General features: G+C 39.8%; 25 protein-coding genes and 1 other annotated feature. Of the genes, 17 read left to right on the top strand and 8 right to left on the bottom strand.

All coding sequences use genetic code 11. From position 1 onward, the window contains the following. Positions 1-147: 147 nt before the first annotated feature. The 3 genes from GSM42_RS16980 to GSM42_RS16990 form a co-directional block, all read right to left on the bottom strand. Entirely contained in the window at positions 148-1,479 is a 1,332-nt protein-coding gene (locus GSM42_RS16980) for a D-alanyl-D-alanine carboxypeptidase family protein (RefSeq protein WP_160802732.1), read from the bottom strand. A gap of 357 nt (positions 1,480-1,836) precedes the next feature. Then, positions 1,837-2,154: a hypothetical protein gene (locus tag GSM42_RS16985; protein ID WP_160802733.1), complete on the bottom strand. Its 318-nt coding sequence runs from the start codon at positions 2,152-2,154 to the stop codon at positions 1,837-1,839. A gap of 282 nt (positions 2,155-2,436) precedes the next feature. Further along, on the bottom strand, positions 2,437-2,694 hold the full coding sequence (locus GSM42_RS16990; protein WP_160802734.1) for a hypothetical protein: 258 nt from the start codon (positions 2,692-2,694) through the stop codon (positions 2,437-2,439). Between the two features lie 301 nt (positions 2,695-2,995). Here GSM42_RS16990 and GSM42_RS16995 point away from each other — a divergent pair, with 301 nt between their 5' ends. Further along, positions 2,996-3,523 (top strand): hypothetical protein, encoded by a 528-nt coding sequence (locus GSM42_RS16995; protein WP_160802735.1) that lies wholly within the window; start codon positions 2,996-2,998, stop codon positions 3,521-3,523. Between the two features lie 127 nt (positions 3,524-3,650). Here GSM42_RS16995 and GSM42_RS17000 read toward each other — a convergent pair whose 3' ends face one another. After that, on the bottom strand, positions 3,651-4,025 hold the full coding sequence (locus tag GSM42_RS17000; protein WP_160802736.1) for a hypothetical protein: 375 nt from the start codon (positions 4,023-4,025) through the stop codon (positions 3,651-3,653). Between the two features lie 398 nt (positions 4,026-4,423). Here GSM42_RS17000 and argS point away from each other — a divergent pair, with 398 nt between their 5' ends. The 9 genes from argS to GSM42_RS17045 all read left to right on the top strand — a co-directional run bounded on the left by argS (position 4,424) and on the right by GSM42_RS17045 (position 11,210). Further along, positions 4,424-6,112, top strand: coding sequence for an arginine--tRNA ligase (argS, locus tag GSM42_RS17005; protein ID WP_160802737.1), 1,689 nt, complete (start codon positions 4,424-4,426; stop codon positions 6,110-6,112). 45 nt (positions 6,113-6,157) lie between these two features. Continuing rightward, positions 6,158-6,279 (top strand) — a sequence feature (ribosomal protein L20 leader region). A 25-nt stretch (positions 6,280-6,304) separates the two neighbouring features. After that, complete coding sequence (gene infC / locus GSM42_RS17010; RefSeq protein WP_160802823.1) at positions 6,305-6,826, top strand: translation initiation factor IF-3; 522 nt, start codon at positions 6,305-6,307, stop codon at positions 6,824-6,826. Positions 6,827-6,846: 20 nt separating this feature from the next. Continuing rightward, positions 6,847-7,044 (top strand): 50S ribosomal protein L35, encoded by a 198-nt coding sequence (rpmI, locus tag GSM42_RS17015; protein WP_028777459.1) that lies wholly within the window; start codon positions 6,847-6,849, stop codon positions 7,042-7,044. Between the two features lie 26 nt (positions 7,045-7,070). Continuing rightward, positions 7,071-7,424 carry a 50S ribosomal protein L20 gene (gene rplT / locus GSM42_RS17020; protein WP_160802738.1) on the top strand — a complete coding sequence of 118 codons (354 nt, stop codon included), beginning with the start codon at positions 7,071-7,073 and terminating at the stop codon, positions 7,422-7,424. 194 nt (positions 7,425-7,618) lie between these two features. After that, the gene (locus GSM42_RS17025; RefSeq protein ID WP_160802739.1) at positions 7,619-7,759 is read left to right on the top strand and encodes a hypothetical protein; all 141 of its coding nucleotides are present in this window, start codon (positions 7,619-7,621) and stop codon (positions 7,757-7,759) included. A gap of 53 nt (positions 7,760-7,812) precedes the next feature. After that, positions 7,813-8,478: a transposase gene (locus tag GSM42_RS17030; RefSeq protein WP_237446681.1), complete on the top strand. Its 666-nt coding sequence runs from the start codon at positions 7,813-7,815 to the stop codon at positions 8,476-8,478. 75 nt (positions 8,479-8,553) lie between these two features. Further along, on the top strand, positions 8,554-8,976 hold the full coding sequence (locus tag GSM42_RS17035) for a hypothetical protein (RefSeq protein ID WP_160802741.1): 423 nt from the start codon (positions 8,554-8,556) through the stop codon (positions 8,974-8,976). A gap of 255 nt (positions 8,977-9,231) precedes the next feature. Further along, complete coding sequence (ilvD, locus tag GSM42_RS17040) at positions 9,232-10,902, top strand: dihydroxy-acid dehydratase (protein ID WP_160802742.1); 1,671 nt, start codon at positions 9,232-9,234, stop codon at positions 10,900-10,902. Between the two features lie 116 nt (positions 10,903-11,018). Beyond that, positions 11,019-11,210 carry a hypothetical protein gene (locus GSM42_RS17045; RefSeq protein WP_160802743.1) on the top strand — a complete coding sequence of 64 codons (192 nt, stop codon included), beginning with the start codon at positions 11,019-11,021 and terminating at the stop codon, positions 11,208-11,210. Between the two features lie 54 nt (positions 11,211-11,264). On the opposite strand, the gene GSM42_RS17050 is transcribed toward GSM42_RS17045, so the two are convergent. From GSM42_RS17050 to GSM42_RS17065, 4 genes are all read right to left on the bottom strand, one after another. After that, positions 11,265-12,812, bottom strand: coding sequence for a SagB family peptide dehydrogenase (locus GSM42_RS17050; protein WP_160802744.1), 1,548 nt, complete (start codon positions 12,810-12,812; stop codon positions 11,265-11,267). A gap of 15 nt (positions 12,813-12,827) precedes the next feature. Then, positions 12,828-14,762: a TOMM precursor leader peptide-binding protein gene (locus tag GSM42_RS17055; protein ID WP_160802824.1), complete on the bottom strand. Its 1,935-nt coding sequence runs from the start codon at positions 14,760-14,762 to the stop codon at positions 12,828-12,830. Between the two features lie 417 nt (positions 14,763-15,179). Further along, positions 15,180-17,042: a hypothetical protein gene (locus GSM42_RS17060; protein WP_160802745.1), complete on the bottom strand. Its 1,863-nt coding sequence runs from the start codon at positions 17,040-17,042 to the stop codon at positions 15,180-15,182. A gap of 106 nt (positions 17,043-17,148) precedes the next feature. Further along, positions 17,149-17,412 carry a heterocycloanthracin/sonorensin family bacteriocin gene (locus GSM42_RS17065; RefSeq protein ID WP_160802746.1) on the bottom strand — a complete coding sequence of 88 codons (264 nt, stop codon included), beginning with the start codon at positions 17,410-17,412 and terminating at the stop codon, positions 17,149-17,151. A 738-nt stretch (positions 17,413-18,150) separates the two neighbouring features. Between GSM42_RS17065 and ilvB the strand changes: the two genes are divergently transcribed. The 7 genes from ilvB (at position 18,151) to GSM42_RS17100 (ending at position 24,278) form a co-directional block, all read left to right on the top strand. Beyond that, complete coding sequence (ilvB, locus tag GSM42_RS17070) at positions 18,151-19,884, top strand: biosynthetic-type acetolactate synthase large subunit (RefSeq protein WP_160802747.1); 1,734 nt, start codon at positions 18,151-18,153, stop codon at positions 19,882-19,884. After that, positions 19,881-20,384, top strand: a complete 504-nt coding sequence (gene ilvN / locus GSM42_RS17075; RefSeq protein ID WP_160802748.1) for an acetolactate synthase small subunit — start codon at positions 19,881-19,883, stop codon at positions 20,382-20,384. The genes ilvB and ilvN overlap by 4 nt, the downstream gene beginning before the upstream one ends. A 39-nt stretch (positions 20,385-20,423) precedes the next feature. Then, a complete protein-coding gene (ilvC, locus tag GSM42_RS17080; RefSeq protein WP_160802749.1) occupies positions 20,424-21,434 on the top strand; it encodes a ketol-acid reductoisomerase in 1,011 nt (336 codons plus the stop codon). Between the two features lie 387 nt (positions 21,435-21,821). Continuing rightward, positions 21,822-22,898: a 3-isopropylmalate dehydrogenase gene (gene leuB / locus GSM42_RS17085; protein WP_160802750.1), complete on the top strand. Its 1,077-nt coding sequence runs from the start codon at positions 21,822-21,824 to the stop codon at positions 22,896-22,898. 156 nt (positions 22,899-23,054) lie between these two features. Beyond that, on the top strand, positions 23,055-23,222 hold the full coding sequence (locus GSM42_RS17090; protein ID WP_160802751.1) for a hypothetical protein: 168 nt from the start codon (positions 23,055-23,057) through the stop codon (positions 23,220-23,222). 395 nt (positions 23,223-23,617) lie between these two features. Further along, positions 23,618-23,971: a hypothetical protein gene (locus GSM42_RS17095; RefSeq protein ID WP_160802752.1), complete on the top strand. Its 354-nt coding sequence runs from the start codon at positions 23,618-23,620 to the stop codon at positions 23,969-23,971. A 142-nt stretch (positions 23,972-24,113) separates the two neighbouring features. Next, complete coding sequence (locus tag GSM42_RS17100) at positions 24,114-24,278, top strand: hypothetical protein (RefSeq protein WP_160802753.1); 165 nt, start codon at positions 24,114-24,116, stop codon at positions 24,276-24,278. Positions 24,279-24,370: the final 92 nt, after the last annotated feature.

Here is a 24,370-nt window from a genome sequence, read left to right on the forward strand (position 1 = left end):
AGGGAGTTCTATTATAGAACTCCCTTTTATTTGTTGGTGGATATATGTTATTTTAACTAAATTCCTTTTTCTTTTACATGAACTCTACTTTGAATAATGGAGTCATGAGATTTTTTGATCTAGCAATGATTATGATTTATCAGAGGTTCAGCCTGCTATCTTTTGGGAGATGCGATCAAAAAAGTTAGCTTCTTTCACAGCATTCTTCGTAACAATAGGTACGCGTTGAAAGCCTTCTATTTTCTTGCCTTTATATAAGATCTCTACTGTTCCAATAACAGCACCTTTTTTCAATGGAGCTTTCAAATTCTTTTTGATCTGAACGTGATAGCTGTAGTTTTTCTTATCTCCTTTTTGGATAGGTAAATCAATACTTTTCTGTACAACAACTGATACTCTTTTTTCTTTTGCATTCGCAATGGTTATAGACTTGAGTTTCGGAATCGCTTGACCTGCTTTCAAAAAAGTAACAGTTGTAAACTGAAATCCGTAATCATAAAGCTTTGCTGTTTCCGTAAAGCGTTTGTCTTTTGATGTTGTTCCCATAACTACAGACATATAGCGAGTGTTGTTTTGTTTCGCTGTTCCGGTAAAACAATAGCCGGCAAGTTGCGTAGAACCAGTCTTTATTCCGTCTACACCCTCATATTGATGCTCCAATCCAGGCAGCATACGATTCCAGTTTTTGACTGTTTGCTCTCGTGTGGTACCTTTATGGAACGTATATTGCGGAATAGTTGTGAATTTGAAAATTTCTGGATGTGTTGTGATTAGTTCTTTCGCTAAATCGGCTGTGTCCTGAGCAGACATGACATGATCTCCTTGTGTATTAGGAGGATCAGGGTAATCTGCTTGATTTAAGCCAGAACTATTGAGAAAATGTGTGTGGGTGAGACCAAGTTCTTTTGCTTTTTCATTCATTAATGCCACAAATTTTTCTTCTGAGCCGGCTACATGCTCGGCTAGTGCAACTGCTGCATCGTTAGCAGACTGAACCATTAAACCTGTAAATAGTTCTTTTATGGTGGTTTTTTCATTCTCTTCTAAAAATATTTGAGCTTCATCAATATCTGCTGCACGTTTGCTGATCACGGCTTCTTCATCCCACTTGATTTCACCGCTTTGTATTTTGTCTAAAATAATGTATGCTGTCATAATTTTTGTCATACTAGCGGGTGGTCGTGGTTGATCTTTATTTTTTTCGGCTAAAACCATTCCTGTTTTATAATCCATTAATATATATGATTCTGCTTCTATCATTGGGTTGTTATCATCTGTAGATGCATGTTGGTTATTCGATAAAAATTCATTGGTTTTCAAGATGGGTTGTTTTTTGTTGGCTGGGGTTACAATTTCATCTTCAAATAATGGGGTCGACAAGCTGATAGATGTAGTTTGTTCTCGAGCAAATGTCTGAGCAGGTAGGGTAAGTAGAGATAAGCAGATCATCCCTAGTAACCATGAGTAATACTTTTTCATCCTTCATCCCTTTTCATGTTTTATGAATAACATAATATAGGAAAAGGTAAGAAGATCGATCCATTTATCGAAAAATTCACTTATTATTAATTTTTTATATACAGTTTAGCTGTTTTTCTGACTTGCAAGATATTACTTTTGATTTAGAAAGCTATTTATTTGATTTGATATTTTGGACTAATGAAAACGGTCATTATTGGTGACCGTTTTCCAGTGAATCTCTGCTGAGTTATGATTGCTGATAAGTTCTTTTCATAGATTTCGTCAATTGTTCTGCTATGCCATTCGGGTCCAGTAATATGCATGATGAGTTTATCCTGATTTCTATCTTTTTCCAAGAGCGGCAAGGACTCTACTTCAAAAACAGATAGGCTTATGGGGGAGCAGCCTGCTTTGCCTCCGTATATAAGAGATGCCATCGAGTATTAAATGATCTTCTTTCTTTTCTATCGAACAAACGGAGGCGTTTTTCTCGTTGTATGTTCCAATAAGTTCTGTGAATACTTGCTCAGATACTTTCGTATTGGTGGTATGTGGTAATTCCAAATGGTCTTGGATTTGATGAAAATAAATATCCCTTTTTCCGTCTGAATTTTCGATTGCTAATTTAGATATAGTAAGCTTCTTAAAAATATCGTCTGTTATGGATCGATAATCTTTCCAATATCTCACCATTCCATCAAAACCTCTTAAATCTCTTTTCATATATAGATTGAGTAGCACTTTGAACGAAGTGCTGTTCCATGGTATCCCCTCTACGATTGCATATTTTTCTCATCGCTTGATGGACATCATCTTGGTAGAAATAGATAAGGCATGGATGTAAGGGCTTAAGGATGTTTTCGATTGCTGATGTATACATTTGAATCATTTCCTTGGATACATCAAAAGGGAATAAGCTCCATGTAAGGTAACCAAACAGGCAGCTATCTACTATGATCGTTTCATAGGTTTTTTTTAATAGGAAGCAAAGTCTCTCCACTGATCTAGTGCTTTCTCAATAACTTCTATATACTGACCCTCAGACAATTCTTTTATAATATTTTGTGCGGATTGATGATCTTTATAAATATAAACAGGATGTCCTTTTTCTTCTTCATACCACCATTTATTTGGGATGCCGGTATTTGTAAGATGTCGAGAAAGGTGATGAGCCGTTGTAGATTTTCCTGATCCAGGTAAACTTTCTATTAATATTAATTTAGTACGATTCATACGAAAGAAGCTCCTTTTCATTTCTATTTAAAATCGTTGCAGTGTATCAATTAAAATAAAATCAGATAGGTATCCTTTTTTGCTAATTTCCATTCACTTCATGTTATGAAAATAATCTGAAATAAGCAAACTGCGTCTCCGCTTGATTACTGCCGATTATCAAATGATGAGCTAATTTTTCAATCAGTGACTTTTAGTCGTTTCCATTTCTGTTGGCATCTTTTCACGAAGAAAAAGATTGTCCAGAATCTTTGTAAAACGTATAATTCTATATGCACTACAGTCTCAACTCGAAAGGAAAATGGACATATTGGTTGTGAGAAAGCTTGGATGTTTGATTAGTAGTTTGTTAACTCTTTTTGTATTGGCAGGTTGTGGGAATAGCGGTGTTTCGGTAGATACTCTTCGTTCACTCTGGGCAAAACAAGTGAATCAAGAGGTAACTCCTCTGATGAAAGATGTTTTTGCTCCTATATCTTCACAAATAACTTCAGAAATCGTGTTACATTCAAATGAAAGCTGGGATGTTCCCAAAGATAAATTACCTAATTACAAATATGGTTTGCAACATGCAAAGCAGACAGAGAATAATCTTCAAGATCCGACGTTGGTGATTCATGTAAGATTAAATCAACCGTTTGCATCCTATCAAACAAATCAATTAGCAGAACAGATTTGGTCAGCAAAGCAACAATTATCTATAAATGGTATAAAAGTTGGGAAAATCATGATGGAATATAACGGAAAAATATATGTAGATGCTTCTCTTCAAGCGATAAATGAGCAAGGGGATATTGAATCCTATCTGAACGCGGGGTCAAAAGGGTAGAAATTTCACTGAAAGCAATGTGTCTTATATGACTATAGCTTTTTTGTGTAAAGGAGAATAATTAATTGGGCTATTGAGCAGCCTCTCGATGATGATGCTATCGAGAGACGGCTCAACAGGGTTTTCCCTACTTCAGCTTCAGCGTGAAGTATCCAGAGGTGACCTGGTGGAACTCGTCGGACTTGAACGTCTCCACACCCTTCTTCTCCAGAAGGAGGTCGGTGAGAAGAACGATGATCGGCTCCAGCCAGTACAGACCGTCGTCCTGCAGTTTCCTCGCCATGACAAGGTTGAACCTCAACGGGGTCGTGATCGGAAGGTACTTGTTGATCTGCTCGGAGCTCAGGTCGGCGTGCTTGGCGACAAGCTCGACGAGCTGGTCGAACGTCAGGGGCTGGGTCCGATTCTCCAGCTCGGCAGTCACCAGCTCGAACAGGCGAACGGCCTCCGGCTCCTCACCCTCGACGACCTTGAGCACGTCCTCACGGTTGTAGGTAGTCATGCTGTTGTCTCGCTTCCTGCTTGTAGGGGTTCAAATTTCTACCTATATTCTAGCAGATGTGTGCATGAAATACGATTGATTTATGTTTTGAATCGTGAGGAGTGGCAAATAACAGGATTAGCTTGACCGATGGTCTTCTCTTTTGGTATATATAAAAATTATCTAAGAATATCAGTAAAGAACGAGTAAGAAGATACAGACATAAAAGCGAACTGAGGATGGTGCAAGCTCAGTATGTCGGTTTTCTGAAACGCATTCTATTTTATTACTGATCGGGGAACTCCTCGTTAACAAGGACAAAGTGGTGCATAAAGTGCACAAGCGGAGTGGTACCGCGGGCAATAACGCTCGTCTCCTTCTAGGGGATGAGTGTTTTTATTTTTTTAGGAGGAACAAAAATGGATTTTAAACAGATTTTTGCAGAACAATTAGCTGGTGCAATAGATCATGTATTAGAAGTAGAAGAAGTAAATAAAGTGATTGAGAAACCAAGAAAACAAAATCTAGGTGACTTTGCTTTTCCATGTTTTGTCCTAGCAAAGCACTGGAAAAAAGCACCGAATATAATAGCGAACGAGCTAGCAGCAAAATTAGAGCACTCCTTATTTGAAAAAGTCGAAGCAGTAGGTCCATATGTAAACATGTTTCTGCACAAAGAAGCAGTCAGCAAACTAATTCTCAGCGAAGTATTGCAACAGAGAGATCAATATGGTTCTAATACAACTGGTCAGCAAGCAGCTGTGACGATAGATCTATCTTCCCCCAATATTGCAAAAGCTTTTTCGATGGGGCATTTGCGTTCTACGGTGATTGGGAATGCAATCGCAAATATTGCTGAAAAAAATGGTTATCGTCCTGTTCGAATCAATCACCTCGGTGACTGGGGAACACAATTTGGTAAACTCATTGTTGCTTACCGGAAGTGGGGGAACGAAGAAGCTGTACGTCAAAATCCAATTTCGGAACTAATGAAACTATATCTTCGTTTCCATGAAGAAGCCGTGCATGATGCTTCACTAGAAGAAGCTGGTAGAGAAGCGTTTAAGCAATTAGAAAATGGGGATAAAGATAACTTTGCTTTATGGGAATGGTTTCGAGAAGAATCACTTCATGAATTTGCCCGTATTTATGATTTACTTGGAGTACAATTCGATTCTTTTGCAGGAGAAGCATTTTATACAGACAAAATGGATGCAGTCGTAGAAATGTTAGAAGAAAAAAGATTGTTAGTGGAAAGCGATGGAGCAAAGGTTGTATTGCTTGAAAAAGAAGAGCTGCCACCTTGTCTGATTCAAAAGTCTGATGGCGCCACGCTTTATGCGACGAGAGATTTAGCCACAGCGATTTATCGGAAAAACGAGTATGATTTTGCAAAATCGCTTTATGTTGTGGGAAGTGAACAGAGTCTGCATTTTACCCAACTCAAATTAGTACTACAAAAAGCTGGTTTCAGATGGGCAGAAGATATGGAACATGTGACGTTTGGTATGATGCTCCGCAACGGCAAAAAGATGTCGACTCGTAAAGGGCATGTTGTTTTATTAGAGGAAGTACTAACAAATGCCATTGAATTAACTCAAAAAATTATCGAAGAAAAAAACCCATCTTTAATCGAGAAAGAAAAAGTTTCCCATGATGTTGGAATTGGGGCTGTCATTTTCCATGACCTCAAGCATTTCCGCACAAATGATGTAGAGTTTTCCATGGAAGCGATGCTCAATTTCGATGGAGAGACAGGTCCTTATTTGCAGTACACACATGCACGATGTCATTCTCTTCTTCGAAAAGGGGAATATAGCCCAAATACTGAGGCGATAGAGTTGGGAGAAGAGGAAGCATGGCCTATTCTTTCTTTGCTAAAAGATTTTGATCAAGTGGTGAAACTAGCTTGGCGTGAATATGATCCATCAAAGGTAGCAAGATATGCTCTTGATTTAGCACGTAGTTTAAATCAGTACTATGCACATGTTCACATTTTATCTGATAAGAAAAACAAACAAGCACGTCTTCATTTAATTTATGCTACTGCTACAGTTTTAAAAGAATCATTACGCATATTAGGACTACAAGCACCAATAGAAATGTAAGAGCAGATTGACATGGTGATAGAAGACATGCTAATATGATTTCATTGTGTTAAGAAGAAGCGCCCGCTTCTCACCTGGTCGACGCAAATGGGTTGTTACTAGGTTAATTGAGAAATACCGTAAGTTTATTACGTGTGGGCGACTTTCGTCCACACTTTTTGCATTGGCAACCTTTTACCTACTGGAGGTGTAATTATTAGCAAAGAACAGCAACAAGTCAACGATGCGATCCGCGCTCGTGAAGTGCGACTTATAGGAGCAAATGGTGAGCAACTGGGGATTCAACCTTTGCGAGACGCACTACGCATGGCTCAGGAACAAAATCTCGATCTCGTCAATGTAGCACCACAAGCGAAACCGCCTGTGTGTAGAATTATGGATTACGGAAAGTACCGGTATGAACAAAGCAAACGTGAGAAAGAAGCACGTCGCAACCAGAAAATTGTGCAGCTCAAAGAGGTTCGTTTAAGCCCCTCTATTGAAGATCACGATGTTCAGACCAAACTCAAAAACGTAGTGAAGTTTTTGGAGCAAGGTGACAAAGTAAAATTAAGCATTCGTTTCCGCGGTCGGGAGATCACTCACCAAGACCTAGGACGCCGTGTATTAGTTCGTATGGCTAAAGAAGTAAAAGAGATCTCAGATATCGAGAGACAGCCTAAGCTAGAAGGCCGTCAAATGATTATGATATTAACTCCAAAATCGTCCAACTGACATCGAAGGGAGTATGTACGATGCCAAAAATGAAATCTAAAAAATCAGCTACCAAACGTTTTAGCAAAACTGGTACTGGTAAAGTAAAACGTAACCATGCATTCACTAGCCATTTGCTAGAAGGTAAGTCTGCAAAACAAAAACGCAAATTACGTAAAAGTGCAATCATGGCTAAAGGTGATACCAAACGTATCGAACAATTAATCGCTTATAAATAGAATAGAACGTCTAGGAGGGAATTTTCATGGCAAGAGTTAAGGGTGGTACTGTTACCCGCCGTCGTCGTAAACGCGTGCTGAAGCTCGCACGTGGTTACTTCGGTTCTAAACACCGTTTATTCCGTACTGCGAAACAACAAGTAATGAAATCTTTAATGTATGCATATCGTGACCGTCGTCAGCGCAAACGTGATTTCCGTCGTCTTTGGATTACACGTATTAATGCAGCTGCACGTACAAACGGTCTATCATACAATAAATTAATGCATGGTTTAAAAGTAGCAGGTGTTGATATTAACCGTAAAATGCTTGCTGAGCTAGCTATCTTCGATGAAAAAGCATTCAGTGAATTAGCAGAAGTTGCAAAAAAAGCACAATAAATATCGATAATCTCATAGATTTCACTCTATGAGATTTTTCTTTTTCCATCTATTATTATATCATTGCGAGTTAGAAAACCCACGGTTTAAATCGTGTATGAAAGCAAGCTGGTAGAATAATTTTTGGATATAATTGACAAGTAGCAAACATATGATCTATGATATTCGCAAAATTCCAACGAGGGGGTGATTTCATGCATAAAGCCTTTTCCTACCGTCTTCGACCGACCATTGAAATAGACGGAAACAAAATCAAATTGCCGAAATTAGGCTGGGTAAAGTTTGTCCCATCGCGAGCAATAAGTGGTCGTATTCTGTCCGCCACTATCCTGTGAGGCATGCTACTTGCGATCCCGCAAGAAAAGAAGCCATTAGCATCGATTTAGGGTTGAGGGATTTTGCCATTTTCGATGATGGAACGAAAACGAAGCCAAACCGATTTTTTCGCCAATACGAACGAAAGCTAGCCAAACTGCAACAAACGATGGCACGAAGAAAAAAAGACGGTTCCAACTGGCACAAAGCCCGTATCCAAGTGGCTCGGATCCATGAAAAAATCACCCATGCCCGTCATGATTTTTTACATAAACTATCCACGAAACTGGTGTGCGAAAACCAAGTCATCCATATCGAAAGTTTGCAAGTGAAGAACATGATGAAAAATCAGAAGCTGGCGAAATCGATCACCGATGCTTCTTGGTCGGAGTTTGTTTCGATGTTGGAATACAAAGCAAAAGAATATGGAAGAAAAGTGGTGAAAGTAGGAAAATCCTTTCCCTTCAGCCAGCTTTGTTCGGGTTGTGGCCATCCAAATAAAGAAGTGAAACAGCTACAGTTGCGAGCATGGACATGCCCCAATTGCAACGAGCACCATGACCGAGATATCCATGCTGCTAAGAACATTTTGCAAGAAGGTAAAAGATTACTTGCCGTGGGGCTCACGTGGGATTACCCAAGAATCCCACGGCTTTCACCGTGTGGAGTTGTCAAGACTTTTATTCTGACAAATTTTGATAACAATTTAACCAATAGATCTAATATTCTTAGTATATAATAAATAAGTAATGATTTATATAAGAGAGGAATAGCCCTCTGTTTTTCTATATGATACTCAAAGGAGTAGGGCTGAATGCTGGTTAATTGGATCAAGCTTGAGTATGAACAGTACGGGCATTTGGATGCACAAGGAAATTTGTGTTTACCCCTTGAGTATGCAGAGGACTTTGTCCGTATCTGCTATCAACATAATATTTCCCTTATTGGTGTCGATTTTATTTTTCGTGCAGAAGACGACAATTACTATCATATTACTAGCCTAGATTGTCGCGAAATCATTTGGAGCTTTGCTGACTGGAATCATTTAGTAGATTATTGTAATCAAATTGTATGGAATGTTATTGTGCAAGAAGGTAGTAAAGAAGGAACGGAATATTTTATCCCTTATTTAATGGAAGAATACGATTGGTTAATGCAAAAAATACTTAATGAACCCGATAGTTTAGAGGATGGTTCATCTTCTTATAATTATGAGTTTGAAAATCAACAATTTTAATTCTAGTAACAAAAAAGAGAAGGTATTCCTCTGATAATTTATTTCAATGGTCGATAGTGGAAATTTTTGAGAAAGCAGGCTAATAATAGCTCTGCTTTTTTTTATTAATTGTGGTAGTATAGATCTAATTTAGTAGATAAAGAAATGATAAAATTTTATTATATCTACATAAGTGTAGTTAGACCTCTGTCTAACCCTTAGGAACTTGCCGACCGGTAAGTTTTCTTTATAATTTGACAAAGTGGGTGACCAAGCATGAGAAGTGACAAAATTAAAAAGGGAATCGATCGAGCGCCACATAGAAGTTTATTGCGAGCAGCTGGGGTGAAAGAGGAGGATTTCGACAAACCATTTATCGGAGTTTGTAATTCCTTTGTAGAAATTGTACCTGGCCACATGCACTTAAATAAGTTTGCCGAAGTTGTAAAAGATGCAGTGCGAGCTGCGGGAGGAGTACCATTTGAGTTTAATACCATTGGTGTAGATGACGGAATTGCGATGGGGCATATTGGGATGCGGTATTCGCTTCCAAGTAGAGAAGTGATCGCAGATGCAGTGGAAACCGTAGCGTTGGCTCACTGGTTTGATGGTCTTATCTGTATACCGAATTGTGACAAAATTACGCCAGGAATGTTGATGGGTGCAATGCGAGTCAATATTCCTACTATCTTTATCAGCGGTGGACCGATGAAAGCTGGGGTAACTCCTTCTGGTAAATCGATTGACTTGGTTTCTGTGTTTGAAGGTGTAGGTGCATATCAAGCAGGAAAAATGGATGAAAAAGAATTGTATGAGATAGAACAATTTGCTTGTCCGAGTTGTGGTTCTTGCTCTGGTATGTTTACTGCTAACTCAATGAACTGCTTAGCAGAGGCACTAGGGGTTGCCCTACCCGGCAATGGAAGTATTTTAGCTGATACACCAGAAAGAAAAATACTTGCTCAAAAAGCAGCTGCCCAAATTTTATCTTTGGTAGAAGCTGATTTAAAGCCAAGTGATATTGTTACCAAAGAATCTATCGATAATGCATTTGCGTTGGATATGGCGATGGGTGGCTCCACCAATACGGTTTTGCATACATTAGCAATTGCAAATGAAATAGGGGTAGAGTATCCTCTTACAAGAATTAATGAAATAGCAGCCAAAGTACCAAATCTATGTAAAGTCAGCCCAGCTGGTAAGTGGCATATGGAAGATATTGATCGTGCTGGTGGGATTCATGCTATCTTAAATGAATTATCCAAAAAAGACGGCATACTGAATTTGGATTGTAAAACTGTTACCTTAAAAACATTAGGGGAAAACATAAAAGAACATAAAATTTTAGATGAAGAAGTAATCCATCCCATTACAAATGCTTATAGCGAAACAGGTGGATTGTGTGTCCTTTATGGTAATATAGCTCCAGACGGTGCAGTAATTAAAACAGGAGCAGTAGATCCTTCGATCAAAATGTTTAGTGGTCCAGCGGTGATCTTCGAATCACAAGATGCAGCAATTGCTGGGATTTCTTTTGGAAAAGTGAAATCAGGTGATGTAGTCGTGATTCGTTCGGAAGGGCCAAAAGGCGGACCAGGAATGCCTGAAATGCTCTCTCCTACTTCTGCTATCATGGGTAGAGGGTTAGGAAAAGAAGTCGCACTTATCACAGATGGTAGATTCTCAGGGGCGACTCGTGGAATCAGTATTGGACATATTTCCCCGGAGGCTGCGGATGGCGGGCCGATTGCATTTGTAGAACCAGGAGATATCATCCATATCGATTTGATTAATCGTACGATCGAGCTCGAAGTTTCCGATGAAGAATTGGAAAAACGAAAAGAAAATTGGACAGCTCCTAAAATTGAAGTAGGTGGCAGATTCTTACGCCGTTATGCTCAATTGGTTACATCTGCTAATACAGGAGCTATCTTAAAAGATATATAGAGCTAGTTCTAAAAGAAAATCATCTCTCATAGAGGTGGTTTTCTTTTTTTGTCGTTCTCGTTTTGTGATAAAGTAAAATTGAAAACCATGGGGAGCTATGTTGAGAGGATACCCAGATGCCTACTGTCAAAGAAATCCGAGACGCAAGCAGAGAACTTGGAAGAGCGCAAGGAGCAGAGAAGAGATATGAAGCAGAAACAAAGCTAATCAACCTCCTTCTGCAAGCTCTCAAGGATCCTTCTCTAGCTAATCTCCACGACCGTCTTCGATTGGATCTGGAAAAACTCCTGAGAAAAGACGTGGAGTAGCCTTGGTTAAAATGGACACCTCGAGAAAGCCCGAGGTGTCCACTGCTTTTAGAACTAATTATGTATATTAGCCTCTATTTTTCCTCTCAAATGAAATGGTCCAATTGGAATTTGAATGAGAGTGGTTTCTTTTTGATCCTGTATTTGATAGAGTTGATCAATCATTTTTGTATTATATCCTAACAATGGATGGCCCCCAAAACCGATTGAGGAGGCAGCAAGCAGCAATCGTTGTACCAATATACCAGTTTCCATCTGGCGGATGCGGTATGCTCGTGTCCCCAGATATTCTGTTCCTAACAAGGGATCGCCCAAAATATGCAAACAGATGGGGACTTGAAAAAGATTGATATGCTGATGAGTCATACTTTGTTGGAAATAGAAACGGAAATCCCCTTCTTGGATTAATTGCAAGGAATGGTTGGCAGGATTATAGCAATAAAGACCATTCGACACCTCCTCCACCTCATATAAGTAACCAGCGATTGTGAGATGATAAAAAGGATGATCAGCATGTTCAGACAAATCATTCGAGTGGGAAGTTGCATCCCTCACCGTATGCAAAAGAGTGCTGAGTTGCTCTAAAGTGACAGTTTTTTTTGTGAAATCAGCTCCAGGTGAGACTCTAGACCGGCAGGTCTCGAGAAACGGTGGTAGATGGGAACGACACGGTGGTAAAGGAGTTATTTGCTTTTTCGTTTGGAAAATTGGCTTTGTTCTCTGTATGGATGGAAATGCTTTTATCTCCTGCTGTATGGATTGAAGATGTATCCGTTGTAAGTCAGGATATGGGATTAATTTTTTTGATTTCATGTGATAATTGTGTGAAATGACAGGTACTTCTGTTATTTTATCTTCTGTAAAAGTATCTGACTGAATGGATAGAGACGATGCCATCGGTATTACGGCATAGATGCTCTCTTTTTCGGTTGACAATCCTAACAAATGATTTATCTGTTCATCTAAGAATTGATAATAGATGGTTGTATCAAAAGAGGTTTGCTTGGCTACTTCTAACAACTGCCCAATGACAACACCACTATCCAATCCCTGTAGTCGATAGGCGAAGTTGTGATATTTGAAGAAGTTTTTCCAAAAGAAAATAGACACGAATATAGTTGCAAAGCAATCTGAGATATCGCAGCGGTTTCCTAGTGCATTTGCTAGATAAGCATCATAGTTGCCCTCTCGCAATAGTACCAAGGAATGGTGAGCTGCATCATAGTGATAGATACCAGGTGGAATATCATTTAATTTGATATAAAGGTATAATTCATTGGGATACAGAGCTCCACCAGAAGGTACAAACCTTCGGTACATTGTTGCAGTATGAGGTATATCATCTATGTGTGCCGGATATGTCGCATAAACTACTTTTGTTATTCCAAATACACACCACAAAAAACATCCCAATTTGTCTAGCGAAAGGTTTCCGGTTTTTTTTTGGAAGGACAGTGGGATTTCATGAGATAGAGCGATTTTCGGTCTATCTTGGTAAATTTTAAAGGGATATGGTGCATTATTCCAATCCACTTCCCAATCATCAGGGCGTATTTTATCAGGATCGATCTGCAGATGAGATAAGAAGGTGTCAGTATGCAAAAATTTTTCCTCCTTTTATGGAAATGGATGGGGATGAGGATTTAGTTGATCAAGCGATAACTCGTTTTTTACATACCCTAGTTTTTTTGGTACTTGCAAAACTCTTGGTAATCCAGTTAAACGAGTGAGATGATGGCCAAATGTCATCGGTAGCATACCAGGAATAATTACCTTCACGCAGTGTAATTCGTTTCGCTCAAGCTCTGTAGTAGTTTGATTTACTACTATTACATCAAGACCAATGTTTTTACAGGTTTGGATCAAATAACGCAGATCATCAGTCAAATCTGTTTCGCTGATCGGTGGTTGACTCATCTGTTGATAAGTTTGAATTCGCTCATTTTGTTTTAATAAAAAATGCAACCGATGTTCTGTTTCTGGTATGCTGTAAAGCATGGAATGATCAGGCATGTGACGTACAAGGTGGGGCTTATCGATCATGTTTCTGTATTTTGCTCGCTGTTGTTCTGCTTTGGCATCAAGTGTGAGCATCATCCCTGCTAATTCATGTATCGCATTTTTGGTAGCTTTAATAGGATCAAAATGAGTTCCTGCTGCACATATCAAATGGAATCCTGTTTCTTTTCTGTTTCTGGCAATTGCAAAAATACTTGGTATTCGATGTTCCATTGTTGCGTCAAAGAGATGGATTTCATAGCCTGCAACAGTATGTATACGATCAAGCATGAGATCGAGCTCCCCGTCAATTGCCGAGAAGGGGTCTATTCTTGTCAGAGGCAGCCGTGCGTACCATGTCATCAAGAATGCATCTCGTTCGAATACTTCAAGTATCCCATGGAAGATTGCTTCTTCTATGCTTCCTCCGAGTGCACAACCATTTGAAGTTTCGTAGACAAATCCTTTTCCATCTCCCAAGCTATAGTAAGCTAATAGTTCCGGCACTAGAATAGGTTGTTTTTGCCCAAAGGAGTATCCCCAAACCCAATTCATCTTTTGATGAGGATCAAAAGCCCGAAAAGGGAAATGAGATGTGTTGTATTGTTCGTTTGAATGAGTACCCACTTTTACAGGATGTAGTGCAAGATCGGAAATATTATGATAGCTATCATAAATAACTGTTCGTTTACTTCTAGGTGCTATACCGCAAGAACGTTCCAATCCTTCAAAGATAGCTGTTATCTCACTGTCTTCAAAGCGGTGAGTTCTACCAGCAGTCGCCTCACTACCTACATACAAAGGCAGCTTCACGCTTGCAGCAGCAAATGGTGCGAGGTAATCATGGATATTTCCATTAAATACTCCTGTGCGGTTTCCGTAATAGTCCCTTTTCAGCGTTTGTCTCCAATGTTCAAATGGATGTTTCCGAAAATTATATGTTTCCGTTTTGGGATTAGATTGAAGTGAAATCCGCGCTAATTCAGCAGTATCTGATGGTAGAGAAGCGCAAATAGAACACAATGGATCAGCAAGTATTTTCTCTCTTGTTGTCTGTAGAGTGGGTAAATGTATGATAATGAGCTCTTCTTGAAGGGAACTTTGAATATTTACAATCTTTTTTATTTCATCCAGCAAAATACTTGTTATATGGTTAACTGCATGGATGGACACCCAAGGATCAATTTTGGTAATTCCTTGCTGACTCAGATGTTGGTAAATTTCCCACATCTCTTTTCTATCACTGCCACCCATCAAGATTCTCCGATCTGCACAATGGAAACAAGGGTTACCATTTTGTTGGATGAGTGGACCGATCATTGCTTCTCCAAATCCAATAAAACATCTTAACCAAGGGACAACAGACGAAGTTTGTATTTCCCGATGAATAGAGGGATACCAGTAGTCATGCAGAACCAATAGGAGATCAATACTTTCCCAATCCACGTTCTTCCGATTCTCAGGGATGGAGCAGATAGAAAATTGTTCTTCTAACACATTAGTTATAGATCTTGCTAGTATTCCTTCTCCCAAAATACCAATAGTATATTTCATCATTTTTCCGACAGGATACCTCGACTTCTACAAGTCGGGGAGGAATAACGACGTGATTCTTAGAACCACATTCTTTTCTCCTGTCGTACTCCTTTCTAAGTAGGATTTTTGAATATATTGTCGAATGGGATGGGCAGGAGAAAACCGTTGGGCACTTTTTGCTATCAGGCACTCCTTGTACTTTGGCAACTATATCTAGGCAGTTGTAGTAGGAATGCTCTACTACGTAAAAGATACAAGCTATCGGAAGGTTCTGTATCTCGGGAAGTGGAGTACCTAAACACAGGGTCTGTATGTATCAGCATGACTGATAGGGAACAGGTAGCTGTCAACTTGCATATAACATCCATTTAAGGTCAGAGTCTCGCATGACTGGATCGTTACAAGCTTCCACCTCTTAGGTGGTGAGTCGTTGACTTAGGATTGTTCCTCTCGCAACATAACTCCGACGACAGAAAGATGCTGATCGATTATCTTTTCCATACATATTGAAAATACATCCATCTGCTGGTTATGATGTTCAAGTGTAGGTAGAACAGATGATAAAACTTGTTCATACGAGTCAGCTTGATAGCTTGGAAATAAAGTAGTGCAAAGTGCTAGTTGTTTGTTAGTATGGAGCGCTGACGTTTTATTGGTATCATTTTGTACCATTTGCAATGCTTTTTGTAAAGCATTACGAAGAGCAGCAGTCAGATGAAAGCCCACACTCGCAAACCAAGTACTTCCAGTTTTGATCCATACAACAGGGAAACCAAAGATAGGTTCACCAATAGACACAGTAGGTGATCCATATAAACTTCTTATGCTTTTCACATAATATCGGCTTTTTTCATCCTCGATAAAGTTGAGTGAAAGTTGGTATTGTGGAAGCGTAGGCGATGCATTCTTTTCTTTAAGAAAATGGGTTAAATGTTTTTGTAGACCTCGACAGATTGCTTCTGCATTGCTTTCTCCAGCACCAATTCCAATGTAAGCAGAAGGACTATTTAACAAATATGTTCCTTTTATCAGCTGTGAACCATATGCTTCGATCCCAGCTAAACCGGATTCGCGCTGTGCCTCTTGGTGATTCCATCCTGCACAAATAATAGGAGTCAGCGTTTGCGTTGACTCGGCTGATAACGGATTAGAAACAATTACTTGGCATTGGGATAGCGGAAGTTGAAGGTGATTTTCTGGTCCCCATAAACGGAAAATACCAGTTCTAGAAGAAGTGATCTGTTGGAATAAATATGGTAAATTCCCATTTTTGTGTATAGTACTGTCATTCCATTTTTCCTTTGGCAGGGCTTTTAAGATTTGATTGGTTTGGTCTAAGTGAGGCAGAGATTGAAACGAATGCCATCTGCCTTCCAGTGTTACTAGGTCAAGCAGGAATACAGTTGGTTTGTTTTTTCGTACAATGCCTGTTTGGATTTGAAACCAGAGAAAAGCCAATTGATTGGCAAGCAGGCATAAGCTCGTGCTACTGGCTTTATTGGTGTTGTTTTTAAAAAAAGAAACTCGCTGGTATGCTGATTGAAAATCAATAGCAGGTCCAACCATTCCTGTATCATGTAAAACGATTGCAGGTAGAAAACATTTCTGTGCTTTTTTACAAACATGCTCTAAAAGAATCATTTGATCTACATCTTTTTCTTCACCAACATATAAAACGGTATCAAACGAGCTGACAATTTCATCCCAACAGGAAATGGAGTCGTAGGGGATAGGAGCAATAGAGACACCAGAATCCATCAGCTTTGTATCATGCAGTAGTTGGGAAATTCGGTTCATTGAGGCAGTGCTATGTTCCGTTGCAATCATATGGATTTTTTCAAGACCGGATTGAAGCAAAGCATAGATAAGTGTGGTCAAAAAATCACCTGATCCAATCGTAAGTACGCTTGATTGACGATACTTTTCAAACCGATGAGCGCCTGAACCAGAAAGATGATCGAGATAATCGATCTGGGCTTGATATTTTTTTTGAATGTTTTCGGCTAATGTATGACCTTCGTCTGTACTGATATCACGTGCATAACCATTTTCTAGTAAGATTTCGGCGAATTCATAAACACGTTGTTGGAAGTCCTCAGGCAGTCCTTCTGTAATCTCTTGCAACGTTCGTCCTCCATCGAAAATAGGGAGTAACTTTTCCATCCATTGGTAGACATTAGAACCATGCATGCGAAACGAATGGGAATTGTTTCGAAAATAAATTCCACCCTTCCTATCTGGAATATAGTATGTATCTTGATTTACTTTTAGGCGAGTAGATGCGAGGATACCTGGCATGAAGATTCACCTTTCCTTCCATGTTGTTGTCTACTCCCATGTCTATGTTTCAAGGCCTATCCACTTTCTTCGTGTAAAAAAAGCCCTTGAAAGCAGGGCATATGTTTTAGAAGAATGGAAAAAACGGAAAAAATGGAAATAGAGGGAAGCATCCACCACAACCACCGCAGCCGCCACAACCGCCACAACCGCCACAGCCACCACAATGGCGCCCGCAGCCACCGCAGCCACCACAACCGCCACAACGACCAAAGCGTTGGGCTATATCAACATCTTCGTACTGCTCCATGTAGTGCTGCCATGGTGTATTTTCGCTTTTTTCATATTCATCAATGCTTAGTTCTTGTAAGTCTTTTTGAAAATCTCCCATCTTTTACTACCTCCATTAACTAAAGGGGTTTCGGAAGGGATATCGTGACAGTCGCCCTTCTTGACATGATATATCTATGATGAGAATGGAAAAGAGGTTACTCGAAATAATTAGCTGTTTTTGTCAAAAGTGTGTGTTTTTTTTGCTGTTTCATGGTATGATTTACAAAAGTAGCTACATATCTGCACATCATGAAGAATAAGCGTGATGTATTCCTAAAACACCTTCCTTAAATTATTATTTTTAATAATTGGAATAGTAAAAACTCAGGAATGACGGATGACAGCGCTGTCATTTTTGTAATATAAAATAATGACAGAATGGGTTGACAATCGAAAAGTGTCATCGATATAATAGCTCCTAAATAATAAAAAATAACTGTATTTCTCAAAACTTAAAAACAATTTATATTGACATAATTGAAACAATGACGAGGATATAAGTGTTGTACCAATACGCGAGACAGAGATTTTTGGGATTTTGCTGAGACCCAAAACCGTAAGTACTTTGCTTCTCACCTCTGAGTTACATGCCGAAAAAGTAAGGAAACACTTGAGTAGACCATGATCGGTTGTCGCCGTTATCGACCGAGTACTTACATGTACTTGATGAGACTGAATGCTGCGAGGCTTCAGTGAACTTGGGTGGTACCACGAAACTGTTCGTCCCAATTGGTGAATTTATTCACTGGGATTGTACGGTTTTTTTTTATTATGATTTAAAAAGGAGGAATAACTTTTGGCTCCCCAACTAGAATCAAAAACAAATTCTATTGGCTTGGATGAAAAAAAGTATACAGGATCTGAAATTTTACTGCGCTCTTTGGTAGAAGAGGGAGTAGAAATGATTTTTGGTTATCCTGGGGGTGCAGTCCTTCCTATATATGATTCGCTGTATGATGGTCATGTCCGGCATTTGCTTGCAAGGCATGAGCAAGGGGCAATTCACGCAGCAGATGGGTATGCGAGGGCTACTGGTAAGCCTGGTGTAGTAATGGCCACTTCAGGACCAGGGGCTACTAATCTAGTAACAGGGATAGCCACTGCAATGATGGATTCAATCCCTCTTGTCTGTATTACAGGGAATGTGCCTTTGAGTTTATTAGGAACGGATGCATTTCAAGAAGCTGATATTACGGGCATAACGATGCCTATCACAAAGCATAACTACCTTGTACGAAGTATAGAAGAAATTCCTACAGTAGTAAAAGAAGCTTTCACGATTGCAACTACTGGGAGACCTGGACCAGTTTTGATCGATATTCCAAAAGATGTCTCACAAGCGACCAACACTTTTTCGTATCCAGAGAAAGTAGAGATCAGAGGTCTAAATAAACCCCAAGAACCTAGTGAAGTCCAAATAAATCGGCTTTATCAAGTCATACAACAAGCAGAACGTCCTGTTATTTTAGCAGGTGGTGGAGTAGTAAGGGCAAATGCGCAAACTGAACTGATTGAATTTGCTGAAAAATCTAATATCCCAGTTACCACAACTCTGATGGGTCTCGGTGGGTTTCCTAGTAGGCATGATTTATGGTTAGGAATGCCTGGGATGCACGGGACATATGCCGCGAACCATGCTTTACTGGAATGTGATTTGTTAATTGGAATTGGAGCGCGGTTCGATGATCGTGTCACAATGGGACGAATTGATAAATTTGCAACTGGCGCTAAGATCATTCACATCGATATTGATCCGGCAGAGATAGATAAAAATGTGCATACGTATGTGCCGATTATCGGAGATGTAAAAGAAGTGTTATCGGTTGCGAATAAACAGCTTCCATCGGCTAATTCCAGTAGATGGATCGGTACATGTGATGCTTGGAAGAAAAATCATCCGCTTCAGTATCAAGATACAGATGAAAATGGATTAAAGCCTCAATGGGTAATTGAGCATTTGGATCAAACAACGGAAGGAAAAGCGATTGTAGCTACTGATGTAGGACAGCACCAGATGTGGGTTGCGCAGTATTATCTTTTTTCAGAACCTCGTTCGCTATTGTCATCAGGTGGGCTTGGAACGATGGGCTTTGGATTTCCAGCAGCAATCGGAGCTCAATTAGCCGATCCAGATCGTACTGTTATCGCGGTGACGGGTGATGGTGGATTTCAAATGACAGCACAAGAATTAGCAGTTATCGCTTTGGACAACATCCCTGTAAAAATTGTTATTATCAATAACCAATGCTTGGGTATGGTTCGCCAGTGGCAGGAAGTATTCTACAAAGAGCGTTACAGCGAAGTAGATTTATCAGGGAGCCCTGATTTTGTAAAACTAGCAGATGCTTATGGTGTGAAAGCATGGAGAGCAACGAATAAGGAAGAAGCAATTCAAGCATGGAAAGAAGCACTTCATCATCCTGGTCCGGCTGTAGTCGATTTCTGGGTTAATCCAAATGAAAATGTATATCCAATGGTTGCTCCAGGAACTGGATTGGATGAGATGATGATGGGAGATGAAGAGCAATGAGACATATATTTTCAGTATTAGTAAACAATCGGCCACGTGTCTTAGCTCGAGTCTCCAGTCTTTTGGGACAGAGAAACTTCAATATTGAAAGCATCAGTGTAGGACAATCAGAAGAGAAAGATCTGTCACGTATGATCATTGTGACGAGTGGTGATGAACGAACGCTAAATCAATTGTCCAAACAATTGTCTAAATTGATAGACGTAATCGAAGTTCGAACGATTACAGAGACAACTAGTGTAGAAAGAGAATTGATGCTAGTTCGAGTTGCGGCCAGCCCAAATGTACGGATGGAGATCCAAGGGATTATTGATCCATTCCGAGCATCAGTAGTAGATGTGGGACACGATACCATGATGCTGCAAGCTACGGGAGATAGAGCAAAATTGGATACCTTAACGGAATTATTACAGCCTTACGGTATTTTAGAAGTTGCTCGAACAGGTGTTATTGCTCTGAATAGGGAATTTGAAAAAATTTCGCTTACAACCGTTATCTAAAGAAATAAAAATAAAAGAAAAAATCTGGGGGAATGTATCATGAGTAAAATGTACTACGAAGGCGATGCAAATCTACATCTTTTTAATGGCAAAACAGTTGCAGTAGTAGGATATGGCAGCCAAGGGCACGCACAAGCACAAAACTTACGTGATAGTGGAGTGAAAGTAGTAATCGGTCTTCGTCCGGGAAAATCATGGGATCAGGCGGAAAACGATGGATTTTCCGTTTTTACGGTTGATGAAGCTGCCAAACAAGCTGATGTGATTCAGATCCTACTTCCAGATGAGCTTCAGAAACATGTATACGAGACACAAATCAAAGAAAATTTAACAGCTGGTAATGTATTGATGTTCTCTCATGGATTTAACATTCATTTTGGTCAAATCGTTGCACCATCTGATGTAGATGTTATCCTTGTAGCACCAAAATCACCTGGCCATTTGGTTCGTCGTGTTTACCAAGAAGGATTTGGTGTTCCAGCTCTGATCGCAGTTCACCAAGATGCAAGCGGACAAGCAAAAGATGTTGCACTTGCATACTGCAAAGGAATTGGCAGTACACGTGCAGGAGTGATCGAAACTTCTTTCAAAGAAGAAACAGAAACAGATCTATTTGGAGAGCAAGCAGTACTCTGTGGTGGAGTTTCTGAGCTAGTGAAAAATGGTTTTGAAACATTGACAGAAGCAGGATACCAGCCAGAAATCGCATATTTTGAGTGTCTGCACGAGCTAAAATTGATCGTTGATTTGATGTATGAAAAAGGTTTGAGCGGAATGCGCCATTCTATCAGTGATACAGCAGAGTACGGAGACTATGTGAGTGGGAAACGTGTTGTAGGAGCACCTTCTCGCCAAGCGATGCAGCAAATCTTGAAAGAAATTCAAGATGGAACATTTGCAAACAACTGGATTGCGGAGAATCAAAACGGTCGCCCAGAGTTTAACAAAATCGCAGCAAGCGAAAAGGAGCATTCGATTGAAAAAGTAGGAAAAGAACTTCGTCAAATGATGGTGTGGGTAAACAAAGAACCTGTCAGTTCCAATAACTAATTTTTAACGGAAAGAGAAGGAGCAACGACTATGCGGACAATCAAATTTTACTACTACATTGATTGTGCGATGGAAAAAATCTCCTAGTGTAACGCTAACAAAAGGTGTGAAGATGGAGCTGCACTCCAATAAGATGGTGTCCTCTGATCGAAACAGAGTTCGCTGCATCTTTACCTGGAGATCGACAAGCGATAACAGAAGTAGAGAATGCAACGGTTTTAATTTAGCGTATTGTGTGGAAAGTGAGCGCGAAGTGATTACAGACATCTTAGAAGCTAGTGCCCGAGCGTTATGGATGAGGTAAATCGTTTGATAGCAAGGAAATTGGAATGGGAAGTTGAAGGTGTATGGGAAACTGCTGCTTCCTTTTCAAAGGGGGAGTAATCATTGGCAACAAAAAAAGACATAGTAGTGATACCAGGTGATGGAGTCGGTACAGAAGTGATGGATGCTGCACTAGCTGTTTTGGATGTGGTGCAAAATAAATACAACTATGATTTTACTTATCATCAAGCATTAGCTGGTGGAATAGCGACAGATACAGTTGGAGTACCTTTACCAGATGAAACATTGGATAAAGCAAAAAAAGCAGATGCGATCTTATTTGGGGCAGTTGGTGGTCCAAAATGGGATAATCATCCACCTCATCTTCGTCCAGAGCAAGCACTTCTCGGATTACGAAAAGCGTTAGGTCTCTTTTCCAATCTTCGACCAATTGTATTATTCTCGGGGTTAGAAGACAGTTCTTCTTTAAAAGCCGAAGTGATTCAAGGTGTCGATTTTGTAGTTGTTAGAGAGTTGACAGGTGGTATCTACTTTGGCGAAAAACAAAGACAGAAAGATAACAATGGGTATGAATATGCGTCGGATGTCTTGCTCTATCATGAGCATGAGATTGAGAGAATTGTTCGTTTAGCATTCCAGATGGCACAAAATCGCAAGAAGCAACTTACATCCGTTGATAAAGCAAATGTTTTAGAAAGTTCTCGTTTATGGAGAGCAGTGGTAGATCGAGTGAAAACCGATTATCCTGATGTTACGGTAGAACATATGTTGGTTGATAATTGTGCGATGCAATTGGTTCGTCGTCCTGCTTCCTTTGATGTGATCGTGACAGAGAATATGTTTGGAGATATCTTGAGCGATGAAGCAGCTATCTTGACTGGATCAATAGGTATGTTGCCATCTGCAAGTTTAGGGGAGGGAACACTCGGTTTTTACGAACCAGTACACGGCTCTGCACCAGATATCGCAGGGCTTGGTATAGCGAATCCAACTGCAATGATTTTATCCATGGCAATGATGCTTCGGCACTCTTTCCAAGACGAAAAAGCAGCTTCTGATGTAGAAAAAGCAGTAGAAAAAGTTGTACATATGGGATATCGTACACAAGATACGAAAGTAGATAGCGATAAAACATTAACCACTATGCAGTTTGCTGAAAAAGTAGCAAGTTTGATTTAACTGTTCGTTAGCCAGTCCATTAGGGCTGGTTTTTTTAATGTTTTTAAATATAATATAAATTTACAGAATAAAAAGTTTACATTTTTAGGCGTTTTGCGATATACTTTGTATGAACGTACAAATCGTACGTCCTTGCGTGCTTTGGAGGAAAAAGAGATGAGCCAGCCAAATCAGCAGGATGAGCTTGAGCTGCGAGAACTGGAGAAGGATCCTGAGAAGAAGAGGACGATTCGGATGCTCGGAGAAGATTATACTCCGAGGTTTGTGGAAGAACCGAAGACTCGTCGTCGACGTGTGATTCCTTCGAAGAAGCAGCAGGGTTGATAGAAATATCAACGCAGGCCCGATGTATCGCAGCATCGGGCCTGGTGACAAGGTTATTTGGTAAAAAAAGTGCTTTCAAGATTGATGTTTTAAAGCGAAGAAACCTAACCGAAGTGGTCAGGTTTCCATATATAAAAATGTAAATTCATCGAAATCAACAGCTTCTTTTAGTGGTTGCAATCTGGCTCGTTGCAATAACGCATTCCAAACACCTCCTCTACAAGAAAGAAATGATTTTCTATTATTATATCAAAAGTAGCGTGTAAATGTTAGAATATTTTTCTTTTATATTTCTTTCTGAATTAAATACGATATTAAAAAATATCCGTTCCCAAACAACAAATGAATGGGATTTTCCATTATAATAGTAAATACCAAAAGTGAGTTTCTCATGGTTGGAGACTGAAGTGCTCAAGCGTGATGTGATTGTCCGTACCTACCCGACTAAGGGGAAGGTTCTGGAGATCGCTTTCGACAACCTCTGGAATTTTGAGAAGAAGCTGGAAGCGTTTTTCGATCGTATTGACCTGGATAAGGTCGATACGCTTCCGACTCACCTGAAGGAGAAGTTCGTGAGCTTCATCGAGGGCGAGGTTGTAGCGGAGTGGTATCATACTCTTCTGACCATGCTCGATGCGACTGATCCGGACTCTTCTTCGGATGATTCTAAGTTTCCGTCTTTCACGCTTGTCAACAGGACGGGCTATTACCTTAAGGAGCTCGACGAGATCGAGAAGGCGTTGTCTTAGCCTTTTCCCGCCCCGCTTTGGAACTGATTCCAAGGCGGGGCCCGAAACAAAATAAATTATATGATATAATAGGAAGACGTTGTATGAAGAACAAAAAACGACTTATTCATTAGGAGAATACCTCAAAAAGGTGGGACACCATATGGATAATAAAAATAATTTAGTCGCGATGTTTCGCAAATTACCGACAGAACGTAAAGCGATGATTGCAGAAACGGCTGTGGTAGTCATCGGTTGGCTCGCAAAGAAAGCAGTCCATACTTATCAAAATCGAAAGAAAAAGAAACAAGAAAAGGTAAGCTCCTAAAGCTTACCTTTTTGCATGCAAAAAAGAAAACTATCTTCTAAATAGGGGTGTAACCAGTCATATAATGAAAATGAACCGTTCTTAGAAAGGAA

Origin of the sequence: Shimazuella alba (genome assembly GCF_009831235.1) — a bacterium.
GTDB classification, from domain to species: Bacteria; Bacillota; Bacilli; order Thermoactinomycetales; family Thermoactinomycetaceae; genus Shimazuella; species Shimazuella alba.